The sequence below is a fragment of the Streptomyces sp. NPDC050423 genome (assembly GCF_040655445.1).
GTDB lineage: Bacteria > Actinomycetota > Actinomycetes > Streptomycetales > Streptomycetaceae > Streptomyces.
Genome location: NZ_JBFAJY010000002.1, coordinates 217,073 through 237,686, shown reverse-complemented (window position 1 = coordinate 237,686; position 20,614 = coordinate 217,073). Strand labels below are relative to the sequence as shown.

Here is a 20,614-nt window from a genome sequence, read left to right as displayed (position 1 = left end):
ACCGAAATCCCCGGCTTCTTTGCTCAAGCAACCTATTGATTTGCGTAGGCGAACTCAAGGGCACAGGTGTCACGGTCCCGCAACAGCACGAAGCCCCGGCCGCTCAAGCGACCGGGGCTCGCAACAGGCTGTTCTGTCTCACACACCCGAACCTGCGGGCACGGAGTCAGTCGCCTCCGTCCACAGATCCTGCTCGGCGCGATCCGCCTGGATCTGGCGGTACACGAGGAGCCCGCCGATGGCGGCCAGTGCGACCAGGAGAAGCTTCTTCACCGCGCGACCTCGTCTTTCCTTGGCGTAGGGGACTTCTGCCGCCCGACTATACACACCGGCCGATATCGACCGGTGACCTCCCCGCAACCCAACTGGGGCCTACGGAAAAGCGATCGTCGGAGGATCGGGCCGCCGCGTCGCCACCCCCGTCACGACTCCCACCACTGCCCCGTGTCCGTCCCGGAACCAGCCGATGGGGGCCGGTTGCACCATACGAGTGGTGTTCATCTGAACATCGGCACATCGGCAGCGTCGGTCCGTGAAATCGCGAGCCGAATCCACATCATCAGGAAGGTAAGCGAAACGGACCACCCGAAAGTGAGTGAGGGGCCATGAGCACCTACAGGGCCAAGAACATCTGGACCGCCTTCATCACCGCGTTCTTCGCACTTCTCGCGGCACTGGGCCTCGCAGGCTCCACCGCGTCGGCCACGGAAGCCACGGTCACGGAGCCGGCGGCCACGACCCACAAGCACACGGGTGCGACCGCGGCAACCGCGACCACCCCGTCGGTGCGATGGACCCTTCCGCGTGACCGGGCACTGCCGCCCACGATGAAGCAGCGCATCCGCGCCGAGGCACACGGCTCCTCACCCGCGACCCGCCACCTGTCCGCGGACACGGCGGACACCGCGAACACCACAAGCACCGCCCGCGCCTCGCACGGCGCCCCGGCGGGCGACGCCTCCCTGCTGCCACCCTGAGAGCGGCGCACCTGACCCCCAGAGCCCCCGGGCCGGTTCACACCGGACGGGGGCTTTCCCGTGCGCCCGCCACGCCCGCCCCGCCTGCCACGGTCGCCACATCCGTCACCACGCCCGCTCCCGGCCGTGCCCCGCGCCCCTGACGGAGCGACCGGTGCGGGCCTCCGGGCCACACCTCTGCGCCATAACGTGCCGCCGTACCGCGTACGGCGGAGCTCCGGCACGCGCAAGGTCCGGCACCCGGCTCATGGAACGACCGGAGTTCACGGAACTCCCGCCCAACAGCACACCCCGCCCAACACCGCACCCCACACACGCAGAAGGCCCGGTCTCTCCGAAGAGAGACCGGGCCTTCTGTTGTCACTGTGGGGCTAACAGGATTTGAACCTGTGGCCTCATCCTTATCAGGTCGATCACTGGGGTCTGTCAATGTCGACCAACCGCGACTGCGCCTCGGGCGATCGTCCACTGAGATCCGACGCCGACCGCTGCTGTTCGTCCTTGTTGGTGTCAGCCGGTGATGTCACGCGCCGCAAGTCGTCTCACACTCAGTCGTCGGCCTGCTGATCTTCTTGACTGCGAGGAAGGGTCGATCGAATGGCCCACACGCCAGCGAGCATGCCTAACCCGGAAGGCATGCCATCCCATGGCTGCGGCAACGTGGTTTGAAGCCACCTCGTCCCCACGGTGATCAGCACGAGGACCACGATAAGCAAGGGGCGCCGGATAACGTGCCTGCCCATCGCAAGGAACGACGCGCCGAACTGCCTCAGTCTCCCCGGCTTCATGTCCGGGACTGTAGCGCTGCGTCCCCCATCTTCACCACGTGCGCCAACCCACCACTCACCCCAGCTCCCATCCCGTCCGCCTTCGACCCACACACCGTGGAGCGGTCGCGGTTCAGGGCGTCAAGGTGGAGCGCGCCACTGTACGAACGACCTTGACGCCCTGGGCCGCGACTGCTCGGCTCTGCCTGGGTCGGAGGTGGTCGGGATGGGAGCCCCCCACGCTCACCACGAATCCGCCGGCACCCGCGAACGGCGCCCCGTCCCATCCCGGAGTCTGAGCGCCCCCGCCGGAGGCATCGTCTTGAAGCCGCGGGCTTTGGTCTCGACTCATGCCCTCGGGCCTATCCACTGCGGGCGCGCGTCGGCGGCGGCAGCGCCGAGCGGGCCGAAGGCAGGAGCGCGGGCGCAGCCAGAGCCGGGAAGCGCGCCCGGCGGAGCGGAGCGCAGCCGGGTGCCTTGATGAGGTAGAGAAACCTGTAACCCGGCCCGCTAGTGGCTTAGGTGATCTGCTCCGCGAAGAGGGCGTCCGCGATGGCCTGCATGTCCTCGGTAATGGCGTTAGCGCCCAGGGAAACGAACGCTTCGGCCTTGTTGGGCTTGTTGGCGTAGCCGATCACGCTTGCTCCAGCAGCATGTGCGGCCTGAATGTCAGTCAGCGAGTCGCCGATCAGTGCACATGCCGAGACGTCCACCTGCATCAGTCCGGCCGCGTGGATCAGTGGATACGGGTTCGGCTTCATCAGGTGCGGCTGCTCGGATGGTCGGCCCACGATCTCGGCGACGTAACCCCCCAACCCATGACGGTCGAGGAAGGCCCTGACGCACTGGGTGGAGTTGTTGCTCACCACTGCCACGCCTCGGCTGGACTCCTTGGCAGCCCGAAGCGCGGCAACAGAGCCCGGCGTCGGCTCTCCGGCAACGTCCACTGCTCGGATTTCTGCTGTAGTGAGAGCTTGCTCGATCTTCTGCCCCAGGGCCACGCTCGCTTCGTGGGCGATGCCGAGCACCTCTATCGGATCACTTGTCTCCGCTGCCTTCGCGCCCGCGGCTTCACTCTCGGCCGCAACCAGCCGTGTCAGCTCGCGGGCAACCTGCGGTGCCGGCAGTCCGGCGAACACGTCGCAGATTGGTCCATCAAAGTCGAACAGCAGGACGCGGGCCCCGGTGACTGCCTCGACGAGCGGGTCAGTGAGCATCGAGATCGAAATCCCTTGCGATGGTCTCCCAAACGCTGTCGAACCACATGCCAGCCTGCTGTACCTGTTGGGCACCGCTGGACGATTCGCCGTCGTTGATGGAGTGGTGGAACAGCACGGTGTCCTTGCCCACTAGGTCATAGATCTCGATGGTTTCCCCCTGGGCAACCACCTTGTTGGGCCGGATCGGGTAGTAGCCGAAGAACGCGTCCTGGCCGTTGATGACGTACAGCTTGAAGAACGGCGTGCCGCTGTGCACACGGACCTGGATGCGGGTCTCGGCGACCAAGCCCAGATGTTTCAGCTCGGCGAAGGCGTCGCGGATGCTACGGGTGTAGCTGACCATGATGTCCCGCATGCGGTCGCGGAGACGTTGATCGTCCCCGCCGCCCTCCATCCTGACCGGCGCAGCCTGGGGCACCGACATGTCCGGGACGAGTATCCGCATGGTGATGCTTTGCGGGGTCAGCCTGCCTACCCGGATCTTGTCCAGCGGCTCTTGGAGCGCGCCATGCAGGGTCTCGCTGGAGAAGCCAGCGAAGTCGATGGTCACCTGGTCCCGGCTGAACGCCTGCTCGACGTACGGGCGGAGGCCAGAGGGACGTTCAGTGCGATTGCGGACGTAGACGCCGCTGCCCTTGCGGGAGACAACGAGACCTTCGTCCTCCAGGTCCCGTAGCGCTCGCTGGATGGTGGCCCGTGCGAACCCGTACCGATCGGTCAGCTCCTTGTGGGACGGAAGCTTCTCGCCGGGAGCAATGCGCCGGGTGCGAATGGCCGCCCCCAGGCTGCTCGCTACCTGCTCATACGGGGGTCGGTCGTCGTCGGGGTCCAGCGGTTCGGGAACGAAGGTCATGCCTCGATGGTAGGCGACCAAGTGGTCACTAGGACAGTCATGTCGGTCAAGTTATTGACATGGCTAGCCAAGCTCTCTAACTTGGTGCGTGGCCAACCAAGCTAGCCAGGTTGGTCCCACTGGGACGGCGCCCCTACCGCCAAGCAAGCGCGCCGTCCCTTGTCCCCTGAGGGAGCTTCCATCATGCCTGCAACGCTCGTTGCTCCGCGCGTCACTTCAGAGCCCTCCGTCGTCGCTCCTCCCGTCGCGGTCGAGGATCTTTCGGCCGGGGAACGGAAGGTGGCGCTCTACGCGTCCGACATGCCGACCCGCTACCGCTTCCGCAAAGGCGACGACGCTCAGCTCGTGACCTGGATCCTTCAGGGCGTGGCCCGTCTGGGGCTGGAGGAGCTTTACCTCTCGGCCGCGTACGCCCACGGGTACCGGCTCCTGGAGCTGGCCAACCTCGCAACGGCTGAGCACACCCGAGCCCACTCCGCGCGCTTCACCAACGGTCGGCGGCTGGACCGTGCGGAGTCGGTCGCCGGCATCGTCGGGATCGGCCCGGGCCGTATCCCCTGCTCGGCTTCGGCGATCGCTCGAAACCGACGTCCGATGGTCGAAGGTGCGTGCATCTGTGGCGGGACCGGCTGGTTCGAGATCTGCTTCGAGCCCGGCGAGCCGACGGCTGTCGTGTCTCAGAACTGCCCGGCACACAACCCGACCGGGGACCGCCCCAATCAGCGCGTGGCGGTGACCGCGTGAGCTTCGACGACGCTTTGCACGCGGCTGAGGTGGCCGACGAGAGGCGTGCCGAGGAGATCGGCATGTACCTCGACGCCCACGACGTACGCCCCTACACCCGGTTCTTCACCGTGATCGATGACGCGCACTACGCCGAGGAAGACGCCAAGGTGCGCGGGCTCTACCCGCCCCTCGGGCACGGCTACCCGAGGGAGGACATCCTGTGACGGTCTTCCCCGTGGAGCCTTCGGCCGTGGCTGGCACTGCTGCGGTCGTGGGCACCGACCCCCTGACCCTGGCCGACCTCTTACGTGTCGCCAACGCCCCCGGCTTCGACCGGTGGCAGGAGCAGGTACGCCGTACCGGTGGCTGCTCGGACCCCATCCACCTGGAGGGCATGACCACCACCCGCGACGCGAAGTCGGGGCGGGTGCTGTACTCCTACAGCACCCAGGGCGAGCCCGGTGGACGGCTGCGGGTGGCGTGCGGAAACCGCCGGGCCTCACGGTGCCCCTCCTGCGCCTGGACCTACGCCGGAGACACCTTCCACCTGATCCGCGCCGGACTGACCGGCGACATCAGCAAGGGCACCCCCACCACGGTCCGCACGCACCCCAAGGTCTTCGCGACCCTCACCGCCCCCTCGTTCGGCCCGGTCCACAACCGGCCCACCCGTGGCGTCTGCCGGTGCGGCACCGAGCACCCCGAAGGCTCCCCGGACCTCGGCACGGCCCTCAACCCGGCCACGTACGACTACGCGGGTGCGGTGCTGTGGAACAACCATGCCGGGGACCTGTGGCGCAGGTTCACGATCTACCTCCGCCGGGAGGTCGCTGCCCGCGCCGGCCTCTCCCAGAAAGCCTCGGCCGATGCCTGCCGGATCTCGTTCGGGAAGGTCGCCGAGTTCCAGAAGCGCGGCGCGGTCCACTTCCACGCCATCGTCCGACTCGACGGCCCGGACGGCCCCGACACCACCCCGCCGCCCTGGGCCAGCGTCGCCCTGCTGTCCGACGCCATCCAGGCGGCTGCTGCCCGCGTGAGCGTGCCCGTCCCACCCTCCGGCGACCAACCCGCGCGGACCCTGCGATGGGGCGCTCAGGTGGACGTACGCCCGATCGGCGCGGACAACGCGAACGACGACCTGACCGAACAGGCCGTAGCCGCGTACGTCGCGAAGTACGCCACCAAGGCGGCCGAGACCACCGGCACCGTGGACCGGCGCATCGGAGAGCTGGCCGAACTCGACAAGCTCACCGACCTCCCCGACCACGCCCGGCACCTGATCGAAGCGTGCTTCGACCTGGACGACGCCTACCCCGAACGCAAGCTCTGGCAGTGGGCCCACATGCTCGGCTTCCGCGGCCACTTCTCCACCAAGTCCCGCCACTACTCGACCACCCTCGGCGCACTGCGACAGGTCCGCGCCGACTTCCGCGCCCGCCAGGAACGCCGCGAACGGGGCCTTCCCGACCCGGACGACTCCCCGGAGGGCTCCACACTCACCCTCGCCCACTGGACCTACGCCGGACACGGCCACACCCCCGGCGAATCCTGGCTCGCCTCCACCATCGCCCGCGACATCCAGAGCAACCGCGACACCGCCCGCGAAGCACGCGCCGAACTCGAAGCCCTCGACGGAGGTGACTGGGATGAGTGACGAGCTGCTGACGGTGCCTGAGGTGATGGCCCGGCTGAAGGTCGGCCGGACCACCGTCTACGACCTGATCCGTACGCGCCGCTTGCCCTCGCTGACGATCGGCAGCAGTCGCCGCGTCCCGGCTGACGGTCTGCGCGCGTACCTCGCATCCCGCCTTGAGGAGGCTGCCTGATGGCCAAGCGTCGCCCCAACGGTGGAGGCACAATCACCAAGCGCAAGGACGGCCGGTACCAGGGCGCCGCGTACGTCACCAACACGGACGGGCACCGGGTCCGAAAGTTCGTGTACGGCTCGTCGTACGACGACGCTGCCGAGAAGCTGGGCAAGCTCCAAGACCAGGAGCGCAACGGCGTACCGGTGCCCTCGCGAACCTGGACGCTCGGCGAGTGGCTGGCCTACTGGCTTGAGCACATCGTGAAGCCGAACCGGGAGCACAACACGTACGTGAAGTACGAGTCCAAGGTGCGGTTGTACCTGGTCCCCCACCTGGGCAAGAAGCCGTTGATCCGGCTCACTCCGGCACAGCTCCGGGCGTTCATGGCTGAGCTGAACCGCACCGAGGTTCCGCCGGCCGCGCGCTTCGAAGTGCTCCGAGTCCTCCGCAACGCGCTGAACCGGGCCGTTCGTGAGGAACTGCTGACGCGGAACGTCGCTGAGCTGGTCGACATGCCCAAGGTGACCAAGCGGGAGGCCAAGCCGTGGAACGCGCGGGAAGCGATCTCGTTCCTGCGCTCGGCTCGTGCGCACCGCCTCTACGCGGCCTGCGTCCTGGTGCTCGTCCTCGGCCTGCGTCGCAGCGAGGTGCTGGGGCTGCGCTGGCAGGACGTCGACTTCGATCAGCGACAGTTCACGCCGCTCAAGCAGGTGCAGCGGGTCAAGGGCGTCGGCCTGGTGCTCAAGGACCTCAAGACCGAGTCCTCCCACGCGGTGCTGCCGCTGCCCGAGTTCTGCGCCCGTGCCCTGGAGGAGCGCCGGACGCTGCAAGACCTGGAGCGGAGGATCGTGGGGGACCAGTGGGACCAGAAGCCGGGGGAGGAACTGATCTTCTCTTCCGAGCGCGGCGGCCTGATCGACCCTGTGGGCTTCTCCCGCAGCTTCAACGCCCTGGTGAAGCGGGCCAGCGTCCGCCGGATCACTGTGCGGCTGGCTCGCCACACCTGCGGCACCCTGCTGGCCTTCCTCAAGGTGCACCCCAAGGTTGCCCAAGCGATCCTCCGGCACAGCCAGATCAGCATGACCATGGACGTCTACACCCACGTGGTGGGCGACGGTGAGCGGGAAGCCGTGACGCTCCTCGCCGAACTCCTGGAAGATCCGTTGATCGGCTGATGTCAGCCGGAGATGTCAAAGGCCCCCAACCATGATCGGTTGGGGGCCTTTGGACTGGTGGGGCTAACAGGATTTGAACCTGTGGCCTCATCCTTATCAGGGATGCGCTCTAACCAACTGAGCTATAGCCCCGCCGCGCTGTGCGCTGACTTCTGAAGATTAGCGCACGTCGGGGCCAGTCCCAAAATCGATACCCGCGTCGCTACTCGTCCTCGGCCAGCGTGAGCTCGACACCGCCCACGAAGCCGGCCGACAAGTTGTAGATGAAGGCACCCAGAGTCGCCAGCGCGGTCGCCAGAACCACGTCGATCACCGCGATGACCGAGGTGAAGATGAGGACCCTCGGCAGCGACAGGAACGACTGCAGATCGAAGCCGCTTCCCTCGGTCGAACCGGTTGCCTCGCTGATGGTGCCGCCCACGGTGTTGAAGACGCCCATCGCGTCCATCACCATCCACAGGACCGCCGACGCCACCACCGTGCAGATGCCGAGCGCGATGGACAGCAGGAAGCTGACCTTCATCACCGACCACGGATCGGCCTTGGCCACCCGCAGACGCGCCTTACGGGTACGCGGAGTGGTCCGCGCCCCCGTCCGCGGTTTGCGGGACGCCTGTGCCGCGCTCACGCCCGGCACGCCGCCCTGCTGCCCCTGCGGCCGGCCACCCTGTGTCCCGCCCGGGGGCGAGGGGTAGGCCTGCGGCGGGTGGTACGGCCCCGCCTGGCCCGGTGCGGGCTCGCGCTCGCCGGGCAGCGGCCCGGCCGCGTAGCCCTCGTACTGGGGTTGAGGACCCCGGGTATCCGTCACAGTGCCCCCTTGGGAGTCCGTGGCAGGGCCACGGGCACCGTTCGCGCCGGCTCCGGAAGCGGCCGAACCGGCGCCCGTGGCTCCACTCACGCTCTACTCCTCGTGCTCCCCGGTCGAGGACGTCGTGCCCTCGACCGTGCTCTCACCAGCTGCGTCGGCCGTGGTGGCCTCCGCTGTCACTGCCTCGGCCGTCTCGTCCTCGGCATCGACGGGACCGTCGACCTCTTCGGCCTCGCGACCCGCCTCGGCGTTACGCGCGATCCCTACGACGGCATCGCGCTTGCCCAGATTGATCAGTTGGACGCCCATGGTGTCACGGCCCGTCTCCCTGACTTCATTGACTCGCGTACGAATCACACCACCGCCGAGCGTGATGGCAAGGATCTCATCCGTAGCCTCGACCACCAGCGCACCGACCAGTGAGCCCCGGTCCTCCACGATCTTGGCGGCCTTGATGCCCAGGCCGCCGCGACCCTGAACGCGGTACTCGTCGACAGGGGTCCGCTTCGCGTACCCGCCGTCAGTGGCAGTGAACACGAAAGTACCGGGCCTGACGACATTCATCGAGAGAAGTTCGTCTCCCTCGCGGAAACTCATGCCCTTGACGCCCGAAGTGGCGCGGCCCATCGGACGCAGCGCATCGTCCGTCGCAGTGAACCTGATCGACTGGGCCTTCTTGCTGATGAGCAGCAGGTCGTCCTCGGACGACACCAGCTCCGCGCCGATCAGCTCGTCGTCCGAGCCGTCCGCCGTCTCGCGCAGGTTGATCGCGATGACGCCACCGGAGCGCGGGGAGTCGTAGTCCTTGAGCGCGGTCTTCTTCACGAGACCGCCCTTCGTGGCCAGAATCAGGTACGGCGCGGCATCGTAGTCGCGGATCGCCAGGATCTGCGCGATCTGCTCGTCCGGCTGGAAGGCCAGCAGGTTGGCGACGTGCTGACCGCGGGCGTCACGGCCGGCGTCCGGCAGCTCGTACGCCTTCGCCCGGTAGACGCGGCCCTTGTTGGTGAAGAACAGCAGCCAGTGGTGCGTCGTCGACACGAAGAAGTGGTCGACGATGTCGTCTTCCTTGAGCTTCGTGCCGCGCACACCCTTGCCACCGCGCTTCTGCGAGCGGTAGTCGTCCGTCTTCGTGCGCTTCACATAGCCGCCGCGGGAGATCGTGACGACGATGTCCTCCTCGGCGATCAGGTCCTCGATGGACATGTCACCGTCGAAGGGCACCAGCTTGGAGCGCCGGTCGTCGCCGAACTTGTCGACGATCGCCGCCAGCTCCTCGCTGACGATCTGCCGCTGCCGCTCGGGCGAGACCAGGATCGCGTTGTACTCGTTGATCTTCGCCTGGAGCTCGTCGTGCTCGGCGGTGATCTTCTGGTGCTCCAGCGCGGCCAGCCGGCGCAGCTGCATCTCCAGGATCGCGTTCGCCTGGATCTCGTCGATCTCCAGCAGGCCCATCAGGCCCTCACGCGCGATCTCCACGGTGTTGCTGCGCCGGATGAGGGCGATGACCTCATCGATGGCGTCCAGGGCCTTGAGCAGGCCGCGCAGGATGTGCGCCCGCTCCTCGGCCTTGCGCAGCCGGAACTTCGTACGCCGGACGATGACCTCGATCTGGTGCGTCACCCAGTGGCGGATGAACGCGTCGATCGACAGGGTGCGCGGCACCCCGTCCACCAGCGCCAGCATGTTGGCGCCGAAGTTGGTCTGCAGATCGGTGTGCTTGTACAGGTTGTTCAGTACGACCTTGGCGACCGCGTCCCGCTTGAGCACGACGACCAGACGCTGACCCGTGCGCGACGACGTCTCGTCACGGACGTCCGCGATCCCGCCGACCTTGCCGTCCTTCACCAGGTCGGCGATCTTCTGCGCGAGGTTGTCGGGGTTGGTCTGGTACGGGAGTTCCGTGACCACCAGGCACTGGCGGTTCTGGATCTCCTCGACCGCCACGACCGCGCGCATCGTGATCGAGCCACGGCCCGTGCGGTACGCCTCCTCGATGCCCTTGCGGCCCACGACGAGAGCGCCGGTCGGGAAGTCCGGGCCCTTGATGCGCTCCAGCAGGGCGTCCAGGAGTTCCTCCTGCGAGGCCTCCGGGTGCTCCAGGTACCACTGCGCACCGGACGCGACCTCGCGCAGGTTGTGCGGCGGGATGTTGGTCGCCATGCCGACCGCGATCCCCGCCGAACCGTTGACCAGCAGGTTCGGGAAGCGGGCCGGCAGAACCGTCGGCTCCTGGTTGCGGCCGTCGTAGTTGTCCTGGAAGTCGACGGTCTCCTCGTCGATGTCCCGGACCATCTCCATGGACAGCGGCATCATCTTGCACTCGGTGTACCGCATGGCGGCGGCCGGGTCGTTGCCCGGGGAACCGAAGTTGCCGTTGGAGTCCACCAGCGGCATGCGCATCGACCAGTGCTGCGCCAGGCGCACCAGGGCGTCGTAGATCGAGGAGTCGCCGTGCGGGTGGTACGTACCCATGACGTCACCGACGACACGGGCGCACTTGTAGAAGCCCTTCTCGGGCCGGTAGCCGCCGTCGTACATCGCGTACAGCACCCGGCGGTGGACGGGCTTCAGGCCGTCCCGCACGTCGGGCAGCGCACGCGAGACGATGACGGACATCGCGTAGTCGAGGTAGGAGCGCTGCATCTCCGTCTCGAGCCCGACGGGCTCGACACGCATGCCCACGCCCTCGACGGGCGGAACCTCTTCGGGCGTCACGGGGGCAGGGGTGTTCTCGTCGGCCATTGCTGGTCAAAGTCCTTTCGCGCTGCGGCTTGCTTGTACGGCCGACTCAGATGTCGAGGAAGCGGACGTCCTTGGCGTTGCGCTGGATGAACGAGCGCCGTGCCTCGACGTCCTCACCCATCAGCACCGAGAACAGGTCGTCGGCCTGAGCCGCGTCGTCGAGCGTGACCTGGCCGAGCACGCGGTGGTCGACGTCCATCGTGGTGATGCGCAGTTCCTCGGCGTTCATCTCGCCGAGGCCCTTGAAGCGCTGGATCGAGTCGTCCTTGATCCGCTTGCCGTTCTGCTTGCCGAGTGCCACGAGGGCGTCGCGCTCGCGGTCCGAGTACGCGTACTCGAAGTCGTCCCGGCCCCACTTGATCTTGAAGAGCGGCGGACGCGACAGGTAGATATGCCCGTGCTCGACCAGCGGTCGCATGAAGCGGAAGAGGAAGGTGAGCAGCAGGGTGTTGATGTGCTGGCCGTCGACGTCGGCGTCCGCCATCAGAATGATCTTGTGATAGCGGAGCTTCTCGATGTCGAAGTCCTCGTGGACCCCGGTGCCGAAGGCCGAGATCAGCGCCTGGACCTCGGTGTTCTGCAGGATCTTGTCGATCCGGGCCTTCTCGACGTTCAGGATCTTGCCGCGGATCGGCAGGATGGCCTGGTACATCGGGTTACGGCCGGACTTCGCCGAACCACCGGCGGAGTCACCCTCGACGATGAAGATCTCGCACTTCGTCGGGTCGTTGGACTGGCAGTCGCTCAGCTTGCCCGGCAGCGAGGCGCTCTCCAGGAGCCCCTTGCGACGGGTCAGATCACGCGCCTTGCGGGCCGCCACGCGGGCGGTCGAGGCGGCGATGCCCTTGCGGATGATGTCGGCGGCCTCGTTGGGGTTCCGGTCGAACCAGTCCGTCAGCTGCTCGTGGACGACCTTCTGCACGAAGGTCTTGGCCTCCGTGTTGCCCAGCTTGGTCTTCGTCTGGCCCTCGAACTGCGGCTCGCCCAGCTTCACCGAGATGATCGCCGTCAGACCCTCGCGGACGTCCTCGCCGGTGAGGTTGTCGTCCTTCTCGCGCAGCAGCTTCTTCTCACGCGCGTACCGGTTGACCAGCGAGGTCAGCGCCGCACGGAAACCCTCCTCGTGCGTACCGCCCTCATGCGTGTGGATCGCGTTGGCGAAGGAGTAGACCCCCTCGCTGTACTGCGTGTTCCACTGCATGGCGATCTCGGCCGAGAGGAGACGCTCCTTGTCCTCGGCCTCGATGTCGATCACCGACTGGTGGATGACATCGCCCTTGCGGGAGTTCAGGTACTTCACGAAGTCGACGATGCCGTTTTCGTAGTGGTACGTGACCGTGCGGGCCGGCTCCTCCTCGGGAACCTCGACCGCCTCGGCGCTGTCCGCGCCGGCCGTCGCCTTCGCCGACTCCCGCTCGTCGGTGAGCTTGAGGGTGAGGCCCTTGTTGAGGAAGGCCATCTCCTGGAAGCGCCGCGAGAGGGTCTCGAAGGAGTACTCGGTCGTCTCGAAGATGTCCCCGTCGGCCCAGAAGGTGACTGACGTACCCGTCTCGTCGATGGCCTCGTTACGGGCCAGCGGGGCGGTCGGGACGCCGAACTTGTAGTCCTGGGTCCAGCGGTAGCCGTCCGTCTTGACCTCAACGGCCACCCGGGTGGACAGGGCGTTGACGACGGACACACCGACGCCGTGCAGACCGCCGGAGACCGCGTAGCCGCCGCCGCCGAACTTGCCGCCGGCGTGTAGCACGGTGAGGACGACCTCGACGGCCGGCTTGCCCTCGGACGGCACGATGCCGACCGGGATACCGCGGCCGTTGTCGATCACACGTACCCCGCCGTCGGCGAGGATCGTGACGTCGATGGTGTCCGCGTGCCCGGCCATGGCCTCGTCGACCGAGTTGTCGACAACCTCTTGCACGAGGTGGTGGAGACCGCGCTCACCGGTCGAGCCGATGTACATGCCAGGTCGCTTGCGGACCGCGTCCAGACCCTCGAGCACGGTGATCGCGCTGGCGTCGTACGAGGCTGTCACCTCGCCCGGGGCGGGAGCAGCGCTGCTCTCACCGGGGGTGGACGGAATGTTCTCGTTGGGGTTGCCGGAATCGGCCACGAAGCGCCCTTTCTGGCACAGCACAGGCCGTTCTCCGGGCAGGCGGGAGCGGCTGCGTCGTTCGGCTTGTATCGACGAATCCCGCAAGGACGCGGGATTGTCCACCAGTCTACCGGTAGCGCCGACCCGAATGGGGGTTTGCCGGTGCCTGAGTCCGCATGTGCCGCCCTGAATGAGCGCCTGACGACTCCCCATATTCGGGAAGGGGCCTCAAGAGGCTCACACGGGCGTGGAGCGCTTCGGCCTGTCAACCTTCCGCTACCGTGAGGGACGCCCGCCCGGCGCCGTACGGTTTCAACCACCGCACACCCGCACAACAAGGAGTCCGCAGGCATCGGGGACAACCAGGGCACACCCCGGCCGGACCCTCTCGGGCAGGGCCGGGTCACCGGCTGCGGAACAGGGTAAAAGGCCAGGTCAGCCGTAGGTGTCGCCCGGTCCCTTGCTCCCTGGCGCACGCAGCGGACCGAACCTGCGCTGCGGGCCTCCCGGCCCCAGCACCTTGATCATCCGTACCGTTCCGTGCCCCAGATCCGCGTTCAGCCGGGCCACCAGCTGAGGCGCCAGCAGCCGCAGCTGCGTCGCCCACGCCGTCGAGTCGCACTGCACCGTCAGCACCCGCTCCGCGGGATCCTCTTCGTAACGCAGCGGTACACAATGATTGGCCAGATCATCACCTACGATCTGCGGCCAGCGTCCCATCACACCGCCCACCGCGGCCGGCGCCTCCCAGCCCCGTTCGGTGATCAGACGGTTGATCGCCGCACCCAGCGGCAGCGGATCACGGCCGTCCGCCCGCGCCCCGGACCGCAGCCCGCCGCCCCGCCGGGCCTGCTTCTTCTGCTGCGCCGCCGCACCGCGCGCCCGCGCCTGCTCCTTCGCCGCGCGCAGGGCCACCCGGGCCAGGTCCACCCCCGAGGGCTCCGCCGGCTTCGCCTCCCCGGCGGAGAGCTCGCGCGGTGTACCGCCCGGCCCCTCCGGGAACGGCTCCGGGCTGCCCGTACCGCTGCTCACAGCCGTTCCACCTCGCCCGCCGACACCACGTACCGCGTCCCCGCGAGCACCCCCGGGACGTCGTCGTCCACCGCGGCCGTCACCAGTACCTGCTCCCCCGGAGCCACCAGCTCGGCCAGCCGCTCGCGGCGGCGCGCGTCCAACTCGGCGAAGACGTCGTCCAGCACCAGCACGGGCTCATTGCCCTCCGAGCGCAGCAGATCGTAGGAGGCCAGCCGCAGGGCCAGCGCGTACGACCACGACTCCCCGTGGCTCGCATACCCCTTGGCCGGCATTCCGCGCAGCCCCAGCACCAGATCGTCCCGGTGCGGGCCCACCAGCGTCACGCCCCGCTCGATCTCCTGCTTGCGCACCTCGGCCAGGGCCGCGATCAGCCGCTCGTACAGCTCCTCACGCGTACGGGCGGAGTCCGCCCCCGTGCCCGGCCCCACGCCGACCTCCGGGCCCACCGAGCTCCGGTACTCCAGCGTCACCGGACCGCCGCCGGGCGCCACGTCCGCGTACGCCTTGTCCGTCAGCGGCTGCATCGTCGCGATCAGATCCAGCCGCTGCGCCAGCAGCTCGGCGCCCACCCGGCCCAGGTGCTGGTCCCATACGTCGAGCGTCGACAGGTCCATCGAACGGCCGCCGTGCCTGCGCGCCATCGCCGCCGACTTCAGCAGCGTGTTCCGCTGCTTCAGCACCCGCTCGTAGTCCGATCGCACCCCGGCCATCCGCGGCGAACGCGCCGTGACCAGCTCGTCCAGGAACCGGCGGCGCTCGCCCGGATCGCCCTTGACCAGCGCCAGATCCTCCGGCGCGAACAGCACGGTCCGCACGATGCCGAGCACGTCACGGGGTCTGACCTGCGGCGACCTATTGATGCGGGCGCGGTTGGCCTTGCCCGGGTTCAGCTCCAGTTCGATCAGCTGCGAGCGCTCGCCCTGGGTGACGGCAGCCCTGATGACGGCCCGTTCCGCGCCCATGCGCACGAGCGGCGCGTCGGAGGAGACCCGGTGGCTGCCGAGCGTCGAGAGATAGCCGACGGCCTCGACCAGATTCGTCTTGCCCTGGCCGTTGGCACCCACGAACGCGGTGACGCCCGGGTCGAGGGGCACCTCTACCCGGGCGTACGAGCGGAAGTCGGCCAGCGACAGATGCGTGACATGCATGGTGTACGCCGACCTTCCCGGCTTCCTGCTCCGTGCTCAGTGGTGCGGGCGGACTCCGGTCCGGCCCGCTCCTCGTCGCTGCTACTTCTTGTTCTCGACCGCGTGGCCACCGAACTGGTTGCGCAGCGCGGCGATCATCTTCATCTGCGGGGAGTCGTCCTGGCGCGAGGCGAACCGGGCGAAGAGCGACGCGGTGATCGCCGGCAGCGGCACCGCGTTGTCGATCGCGGCCTCCACCGTCCACCGGCCCTCGCCGGAGTCGGCGGCGAAACCGCGGAGCTGGTCCAGGTGCTCGTCGTCGTCCAGCGCGTTGACCGCCAGGTCGAGCAGCCAGGAACGGATGACCGTCCCCTCCTGCCAGGAGCGGAAGACCTCGCGCACATCGGTGACGGAGTCGACCTTCTCCAGGAGCTCCCAGCCCTCGGCGTAGGCCTGCATCATGGCGTACTCGATGCCGTTGTGAACCATCTTCGCGAAGTGGCCGGCGCCGACCTTGCCCGCGTGGACGGAACCGAAGTCACCCTCGGGCTTCAGCGCGTCGAAGACCGGCTGGACCTTCGCGACGTTCTCGGCGTCGCCGCCGTACATCAGCGCGTAGCCGTTCTCCAGGCCCCAGACGCCACCGGAGACACCGCAGTCGACGAAACCGATGCCCTTGATGCCGAGCTCGACCGCGTGCCTCTCGTCGTCCGTCCAGCGGGAGTTCCCGCCGTCCACGACGATGTCACCGGCCGACAGCAGCTCGGCCAGCTCGTCGATCGTGGACTGGGTCGCGGCGCCGGCCGGGACCATCACCCATACGACCCGGGGGCCCTTCAGCTTGCCCACAAGCTCTTCGAGGCTGTGGACATCGGCGACATCCGGGTTGCGGTCGTAACCGATGACGGTGTGGCCTGCGCGGCGGATGCGCTCGCGCATGTTGCCGCCCATCTTGCCGAGGCCGACGAGACCGATCTCCATCAGAGATTCCTTAAGCGTTGTGCCGATTCGTACCCAGGACCGAGCCTACGCCCGGCCGGGGACAGGGCGACGGGCATGCTCGACGCTGAGCGTGCCCGTCGTCGCCTGCCGTGACAGGACCGGTGACCGGATCAGCCGGAGAGGCGGACCGGCATGATCAGGTACTTGTACGCGTCATCCGCCTCGGCGTCCACGGCGGCGCGGCCGCTGAGCAGCGCGGGCTTGGTGGACGTCGTGAAGGAGAGCTGCGCGACCGGGGAGTCGATCGCGCTCAGACCGTCCAGCAGGAAGGTCGGGTTGAAGGCGATCGAGATGTCGTCGCCCTCCAGGACGGCGTCGACGCGCTCCACAGCCTGTGCGTCGTCGCTGGAACCCGCTTCCAGGATCAGCACACCCTGCTCGAAGCTGAGCCGGACCGGGGTGTTCCGCTCGGCCACCAGCGCGACGCGCTTGACGGCCTCGACGAACGGGGCGGTCTCGATCACCGCGACCGTGTTGAACTCGGTCGGGAAGAGCGTGCGGTACTTCGGCAGGTCGCCTTCGAGCAGCCGGGTGGTCGTCCGCCGGCCGGCGCCCTCGAAGCCGATGAGCCCCTCACCGGCACCGGAGCCCGACAGCGCCAGCGTCACCGTGTCGCCGCTGGTGAGCGCCTTGGCGGTGTCCAGCAGCGTCTTGGCGGGCACCAGGGCGACGGCGGAGGCGTCGGCGTTCTCCGGCTTCCAGAGGAACTCGCGGACCGCGAAGCGGTAGCGGTCGGTGGAGGCCAGGGTGACCGTGTCGCCCTCGATCTCGATGCGCACACCGGTGAGGACGGGCAGCGTGTCGTCGCGGCCCGCCGCGATGGCCACCTGGGCGGCCGCCGAGGCGAAGATCTCGCCGGGGACCGTCCCGGTCGCCGTCGGCATCTGCGGCAGCGCGGGGTACTCCTCCACAGGAAGGGTGTGGAGTGTGAATCGCGAGGAGCCGCAGGCCACGGTCGCCCGTACACCGTCTGTGGAGATCTCCACCGGACGGTTGGGCAGGGCCCGGCAGATGTCGGCGAGCAGCCGGCCGGAGACCAGCACCGTGCCGTCCTCCTCGACCTCGGCATCCACCGAGACCCGGGCCGAGACCTCGTAGTCGAAGCTGGAGAAGCTGAGAGCGCCGTCCTCGGCCTTCAGCAGAAGGCCCGCAAGAACGGGCGCCGGCGGCCGGGCCGGGAGGCTACGGGCCACCCAGGCCACAGCCTCCGCGAGTACATCGCGCTCCACCCGGATCTTCACCGGAACCGCCTCCTGCTGTTGCTCGCTCGCCCTGCTGGCCTTCGTCGTCTGGTCGGGTCGCTCCACCGATGACAGGGGGAGGACGCCGGGGACCAGTCTGACGTACGGCACCGACACTCGGTGCTGCTCGGGGTCAAGTCGCGACAACAGCTTCGGGGAGCTCCGGCGCCGAGTTGTGCACAGGCCCCACTTCGAAGCGGATTCCGGGCTAACTAGAGGTAGTAGTAGTAGTAGGGCCTGTGGAAACCGTGGATAACGTCGTTTTCGCAGGTCAGGCCCTGTTTTTTGTCCACCGACCCTGTGGGCGGAACCGGTGGACAACCCGGGGTTTCTGTGGACACCCGAAAGTTCTGCACAACCGGTGCACAGGGCAGGGGGGTTTCTCCCCAGGTCTGTCCCCAGCTTTACCCAGCTTCCCCACAGCCCAACCGACCCTCTTGGTGTGACGCCTTTCACTCGGTGCGGTGAAAGCGGGTGTCACGTTGCCGAACAGTGGACAGAGGTGTGGAGAAGCCCGCCGAAGCTGGGGACAAGAAGGCCTGGCCTGTGGGCCGCCGGTGGACAACGATGACGGCCTCCTGTGGACGAAAAAGTTGTCCACAGGCTGTGGATCATTGTTGACCACAAATCCCCAGGCCTCTGAGCAGGCCTGATGGAGTATCGGCTGCCGTGCCTGTGGAAGCAGTATGGACAACTTTTCAATCCCCAGGCTGTGGAGGGGAGATTGTGCCCAGATCTGTGGAGAACAGCCTCTCCACGGCAGGTATTCGAACAGCCGGGACGGGCGGCAGCACCCCGAGAACCGCGCGCACGGCGGTCCGGGACGCCCGCGGACCGCTCCCGGACCGCACTCGGACGCTTTCGGACCGGCCCGTCAGGTGGCTCCGGTCGCGCTCGGCACAACGGAGAAGGGCGCTCCGGGACCCGTCGGTCCCGGAGCGCCCTTCCGGTGCTCGGATGCGCGGTGTGACGGAACGGTGGGCCGTCAGCCGTTCTTGATGCGGTTGGTGAGCTCGGTGACCTGGTTGTAGATGGAGCGCCGCTCCGCCATCAGCGCGCGGATCTTCCGGTCGGCGTGCATCACGGTCGTGTGGTCACGGCCGCCGAACTGGGCGCCGATCTTGGGCAGCGAGAGGTCCGTCAGCTCACGGCACAGGTACATCGCGATCTGGCGTGCCGTCACGAGCACGCGGCTGCGCGAGGATCCGCAGAGATCCTCCACCGTCAGCCCGAAGTAGTCCGCGGTCGCCGCCATGATGGCCGGCGCCGTGATCTCCGGGGCGGAGTCCTCGCCCCCCGGGATCAGGTCCTTCAGGACGATCTCCGTCAGCCCGAGGTCCACCGGCTGGCGGTTGAGACTGGCGAAGGCCGTTACCCGGATGAGCGCGCCCTCCAGCTCCCGGATGTTGCGCGAGATACGGGAGGCGATGAACTCCAGCACCTCCGGCGGAGCGTTGAGCTGCTCCTGCACCGCCTTCTTACGGAGGATCGCGATGCGGGTCTCCAGTTCCGGCGGCTGCACATCGGTGGTGAGACCCCACTCGAAACGATTCCGCAGCCGGTCCTCCAGGGTCACCAGCTGCTTGGGCGGCCGGTCCGAGGACAGCACGATCTGCTTGTTGGCGTTGTGGAGCGTATTGAAGGTGTGGAAGAACTCCTCCTGCGTCGACTCCTTGCTCGCCAGGAACTGGATGTCGTCGACCAGCAGGATGTCGACATCGCGGTACCGCTTGCGGAAGGTGTCGCCCTTGCCGTCGCGGATCGAGTTGATGAACTCGTTGGTGAACTCCTCCGAGCTCACGTACCGCACCCGGGTACCCGGGTAGAGGCTGCGGGCGTAGTGCCCGATGGCGTGCAGCAGGTGAGTCTTGCCGAGCCCCGACTCCCCGTAGATGAAGAGCGGGTTGTACGCCTTGGCGGGCGCTTCGGCGACGGCGACGGCCGCGGCGTGCGCGAAGCGGTTCGACGCACCGATGACGAAGGTGTCGAAGAGGTACTTCGGGTTCAGCCGGGCGTGCGGCTCCCCGGGGCCCGGTGCGGGCGAGGGCTGTGCGCCCATCGGCCCGGGGACCCCGCCGGGCCGGCCGGTACCGCCGCCCTGCCGGTGCTGGGGCTCCTGCATGTCGTGGCGTTCGGGCCGCTGGGACTCGTAACCCTGGCGCTCGGGAGGCTGCTGGCGGTAGTCGTGCTGCGGCTGCTGCTGGGGGCGGCCGCCCCCGTACGGCTCGCGCCAGTGCTCGCCGGAGGTGTCGCGGTCCTGGAATCCGCCGAGCCGGGGCTGCTGCCAGGAGAGGTCCTCCTGGGTACGCGGCCAGGCGCCGGGCTCGGGGCGCTGCTGCTGGTAGTCGGGGTAGGCGGGCCGGGCGGTCGGCATGCCGTCGTCCGAGGGCCGGTGGCCGTAGCCGTCGTAGGAGTCGTTGTGCTGCCGCTCGTCGTGCTGCGGTCCCTGGTAGCGGTGCTGCTGCTGGGACTGGGGCATCGGGGGCATCGGGGGCGCCGGCGGGTTCGGCGGCTCGCCGGCGGAGTCGTCGACCGTGATCGCGATCCGGATCGGGCGGCCGCACTCGCGGCTCAGCGTCTCGCTGATGAGCGGAGCGAGCCGGCCCTCCAGGACCCGCTTGCCCCATTCATTGGGGACGGCGAGCAGCGCGGTGTCGGCAACCAGGGCGAGCGGCTGGCAGCGCTCGATCCACTGTTTGTCCTTCGGCTCGATGCCCTGTTGGCCCTCCCCGAGGAGTTGCTCCAGCACTCGTGGCCACACTGCGGCAAGATCGGCAGGTACGTCAGCCACAAGGCACGCTCTCTCGCTGGTCCCACGAATGTGTGTTTCTCGGGACGGGATGGGTCGGGATGGGTGAGGACCGGCAGGCGGGAAGAAAAAGAACCGGGGTTCGGCCACGGTAGTCAGGCCGACCCGCACGGTTCAAGTCGTTGTCCACAGGCTGTGCACAATGGGGTCCACCGTAAGGCCGGTTTGACCGGATGGCGCAGCCGCGCGTACCGTGACCAGGTCGAGTTGTCGATGGCTGCTGCCGCCT

General features: G+C 68.0%; 17 protein-coding genes and 1 tRNA gene. 6 read left to right on the top strand and 12 right to left on the bottom strand.

Annotated elements, in window-relative coordinates; genetic code table 11:
• Positions 1–138: 138 nt before the first annotated feature.
• Positions 139–273: a DLW-39 family protein gene (locus tag AB0I52_RS02610; RefSeq protein ID WP_003958712.1), complete on the bottom strand. Its 135-nt coding sequence runs from the start codon at positions 271–273 to the stop codon at positions 139–141.
• 332 nt (positions 274–605) lie between these two features.
• On the opposite strand from AB0I52_RS02610, the gene AB0I52_RS02605 reads away from it, so the two are divergent.
• Positions 606–977 (top strand): DUF6344 domain-containing protein, encoded by a 372-nt coding sequence (locus AB0I52_RS02605; RefSeq protein WP_363068177.1) that lies wholly within the window; start codon positions 606–608, stop codon positions 975–977.
• Between the two features lie 1,285 nt (positions 978–2,262).
• Here the strand turns inward: AB0I52_RS02605 and AB0I52_RS02600 are convergent.
• Both AB0I52_RS02600 and AB0I52_RS02595 read right to left on the bottom strand, forming a co-directional pair.
• The gene (locus AB0I52_RS02600) at positions 2,263–2,961 is read right to left on the bottom strand and encodes an HAD family hydrolase (protein ID WP_363068175.1); all 699 of its coding nucleotides are present in this window, start codon (positions 2,959–2,961) and stop codon (positions 2,263–2,265) included.
• Positions 2,951–3,817, bottom strand: coding sequence for a winged helix-turn-helix domain-containing protein (locus AB0I52_RS02595; RefSeq protein WP_363068173.1), 867 nt, complete (start codon positions 3,815–3,817; stop codon positions 2,951–2,953). The genes AB0I52_RS02600 and AB0I52_RS02595 overlap by 11 nt, the downstream gene beginning before the upstream one ends.
• A 279-nt stretch (positions 3,818–4,096) precedes the next feature.
• On the opposite strand from AB0I52_RS02595, the gene AB0I52_RS02590 reads away from it, so the two are divergent.
• The 5 genes from AB0I52_RS02590 to AB0I52_RS02570 are packed head-to-tail and all read left to right on the top strand — an operon-like array spanning position 4,097 to position 7,526.
• Positions 4,097–4,561, top strand: a complete 465-nt coding sequence (locus tag AB0I52_RS02590; protein ID WP_363068171.1) for a hypothetical protein — start codon at positions 4,097–4,099, stop codon at positions 4,559–4,561.
• Entirely contained in the window at positions 4,558–4,767 is a 210-nt protein-coding gene (locus AB0I52_RS02585; RefSeq protein WP_363068169.1) for a hypothetical protein, read from the top strand. The genes AB0I52_RS02590 and AB0I52_RS02585 overlap by 4 nt, the downstream gene beginning before the upstream one ends.
• A gap of 26 nt (positions 4,768–4,793) precedes the next feature.
• Positions 4,794–6,197, top strand: coding sequence for a replication initiator protein RepSA (gene repSA, locus AB0I52_RS02580; protein WP_363068167.1), 1,404 nt, complete (start codon positions 4,794–4,796; stop codon positions 6,195–6,197).
• Positions 6,190–6,369: a helix-turn-helix domain-containing protein gene (locus tag AB0I52_RS02575; RefSeq protein WP_363068165.1), complete on the top strand. Its 180-nt coding sequence runs from the start codon at positions 6,190–6,192 to the stop codon at positions 6,367–6,369. The genes repSA and AB0I52_RS02575 overlap by 8 nt, the downstream gene beginning before the upstream one ends.
• Positions 6,369–7,526, top strand: coding sequence for a tyrosine-type recombinase/integrase (locus AB0I52_RS02570; RefSeq protein ID WP_363068163.1), 1,158 nt, complete (start codon positions 6,369–6,371; stop codon positions 7,524–7,526). Before AB0I52_RS02575 ends, AB0I52_RS02570 begins: the two co-directional genes overlap by 1 nt.
• A gap of 55 nt (positions 7,527–7,581) precedes the next feature.
• Here AB0I52_RS02570 and AB0I52_RS02565 read toward each other — a convergent pair.
• The 9 genes from AB0I52_RS02565 to dnaA all read right to left on the bottom strand — a co-directional run bounded on the left by AB0I52_RS02565 (position 7,582) and on the right by dnaA (position 20,367).
• A tRNA-Ile gene (locus AB0I52_RS02565) sits at positions 7,582–7,658 on the bottom strand.
• Between the two features lie 70 nt (positions 7,659–7,728).
• Positions 7,729–8,334: a DUF3566 domain-containing protein gene (locus AB0I52_RS02560; RefSeq protein ID WP_363022817.1), complete on the bottom strand. Its 606-nt coding sequence runs from the start codon at positions 8,332–8,334 to the stop codon at positions 7,729–7,731.
• Positions 8,335–8,427: 93 nt separating this feature from the next.
• The gene (gyrA, locus tag AB0I52_RS02555) at positions 8,428–11,079 is read right to left on the bottom strand and encodes a DNA gyrase subunit A (RefSeq protein ID WP_363068161.1); all 2,652 of its coding nucleotides are present in this window, start codon (positions 11,077–11,079) and stop codon (positions 8,428–8,430) included.
• Between the two features lie 46 nt (positions 11,080–11,125).
• The gene (gene gyrB, locus AB0I52_RS02550; protein ID WP_363068159.1) at positions 11,126–13,213 is read right to left on the bottom strand and encodes a DNA topoisomerase (ATP-hydrolyzing) subunit B; all 2,088 of its coding nucleotides are present in this window, start codon (positions 13,211–13,213) and stop codon (positions 11,126–11,128) included.
• A gap of 393 nt (positions 13,214–13,606) precedes the next feature.
• Entirely contained in the window at positions 13,607–14,203 is a 597-nt protein-coding gene (locus AB0I52_RS02545; RefSeq protein WP_363068157.1) for a DciA family protein, read from the bottom strand.
• Positions 14,200–15,354, bottom strand: coding sequence for a DNA replication/repair protein RecF (gene recF, locus AB0I52_RS02540; RefSeq protein ID WP_363068155.1), 1,155 nt, complete (start codon positions 15,352–15,354; stop codon positions 14,200–14,202). Before recF ends, AB0I52_RS02545 begins: the two co-directional genes overlap by 4 nt.
• 81 nt (positions 15,355–15,435) lie before the next feature.
• On the bottom strand, positions 15,436–16,314 hold the full coding sequence (gene gnd, locus AB0I52_RS02535; RefSeq protein ID WP_363068153.1) for a phosphogluconate dehydrogenase (NAD(+)-dependent, decarboxylating): 879 nt from the start codon (positions 16,312–16,314) through the stop codon (positions 15,436–15,438).
• Between the two features lie 131 nt (positions 16,315–16,445).
• Positions 16,446–17,576, bottom strand: coding sequence for a DNA polymerase III subunit beta (dnaN, locus tag AB0I52_RS02530; protein WP_363068307.1), 1,131 nt, complete (start codon positions 17,574–17,576; stop codon positions 16,446–16,448).
• Between the two features lie 985 nt (positions 17,577–18,561).
• Positions 18,562–20,367, bottom strand: coding sequence for a chromosomal replication initiator protein DnaA (dnaA, locus tag AB0I52_RS02525; protein WP_363068151.1), 1,806 nt, complete (start codon positions 20,365–20,367; stop codon positions 18,562–18,564).
• Positions 20,368–20,614 lie beyond the last annotated feature (247 nt).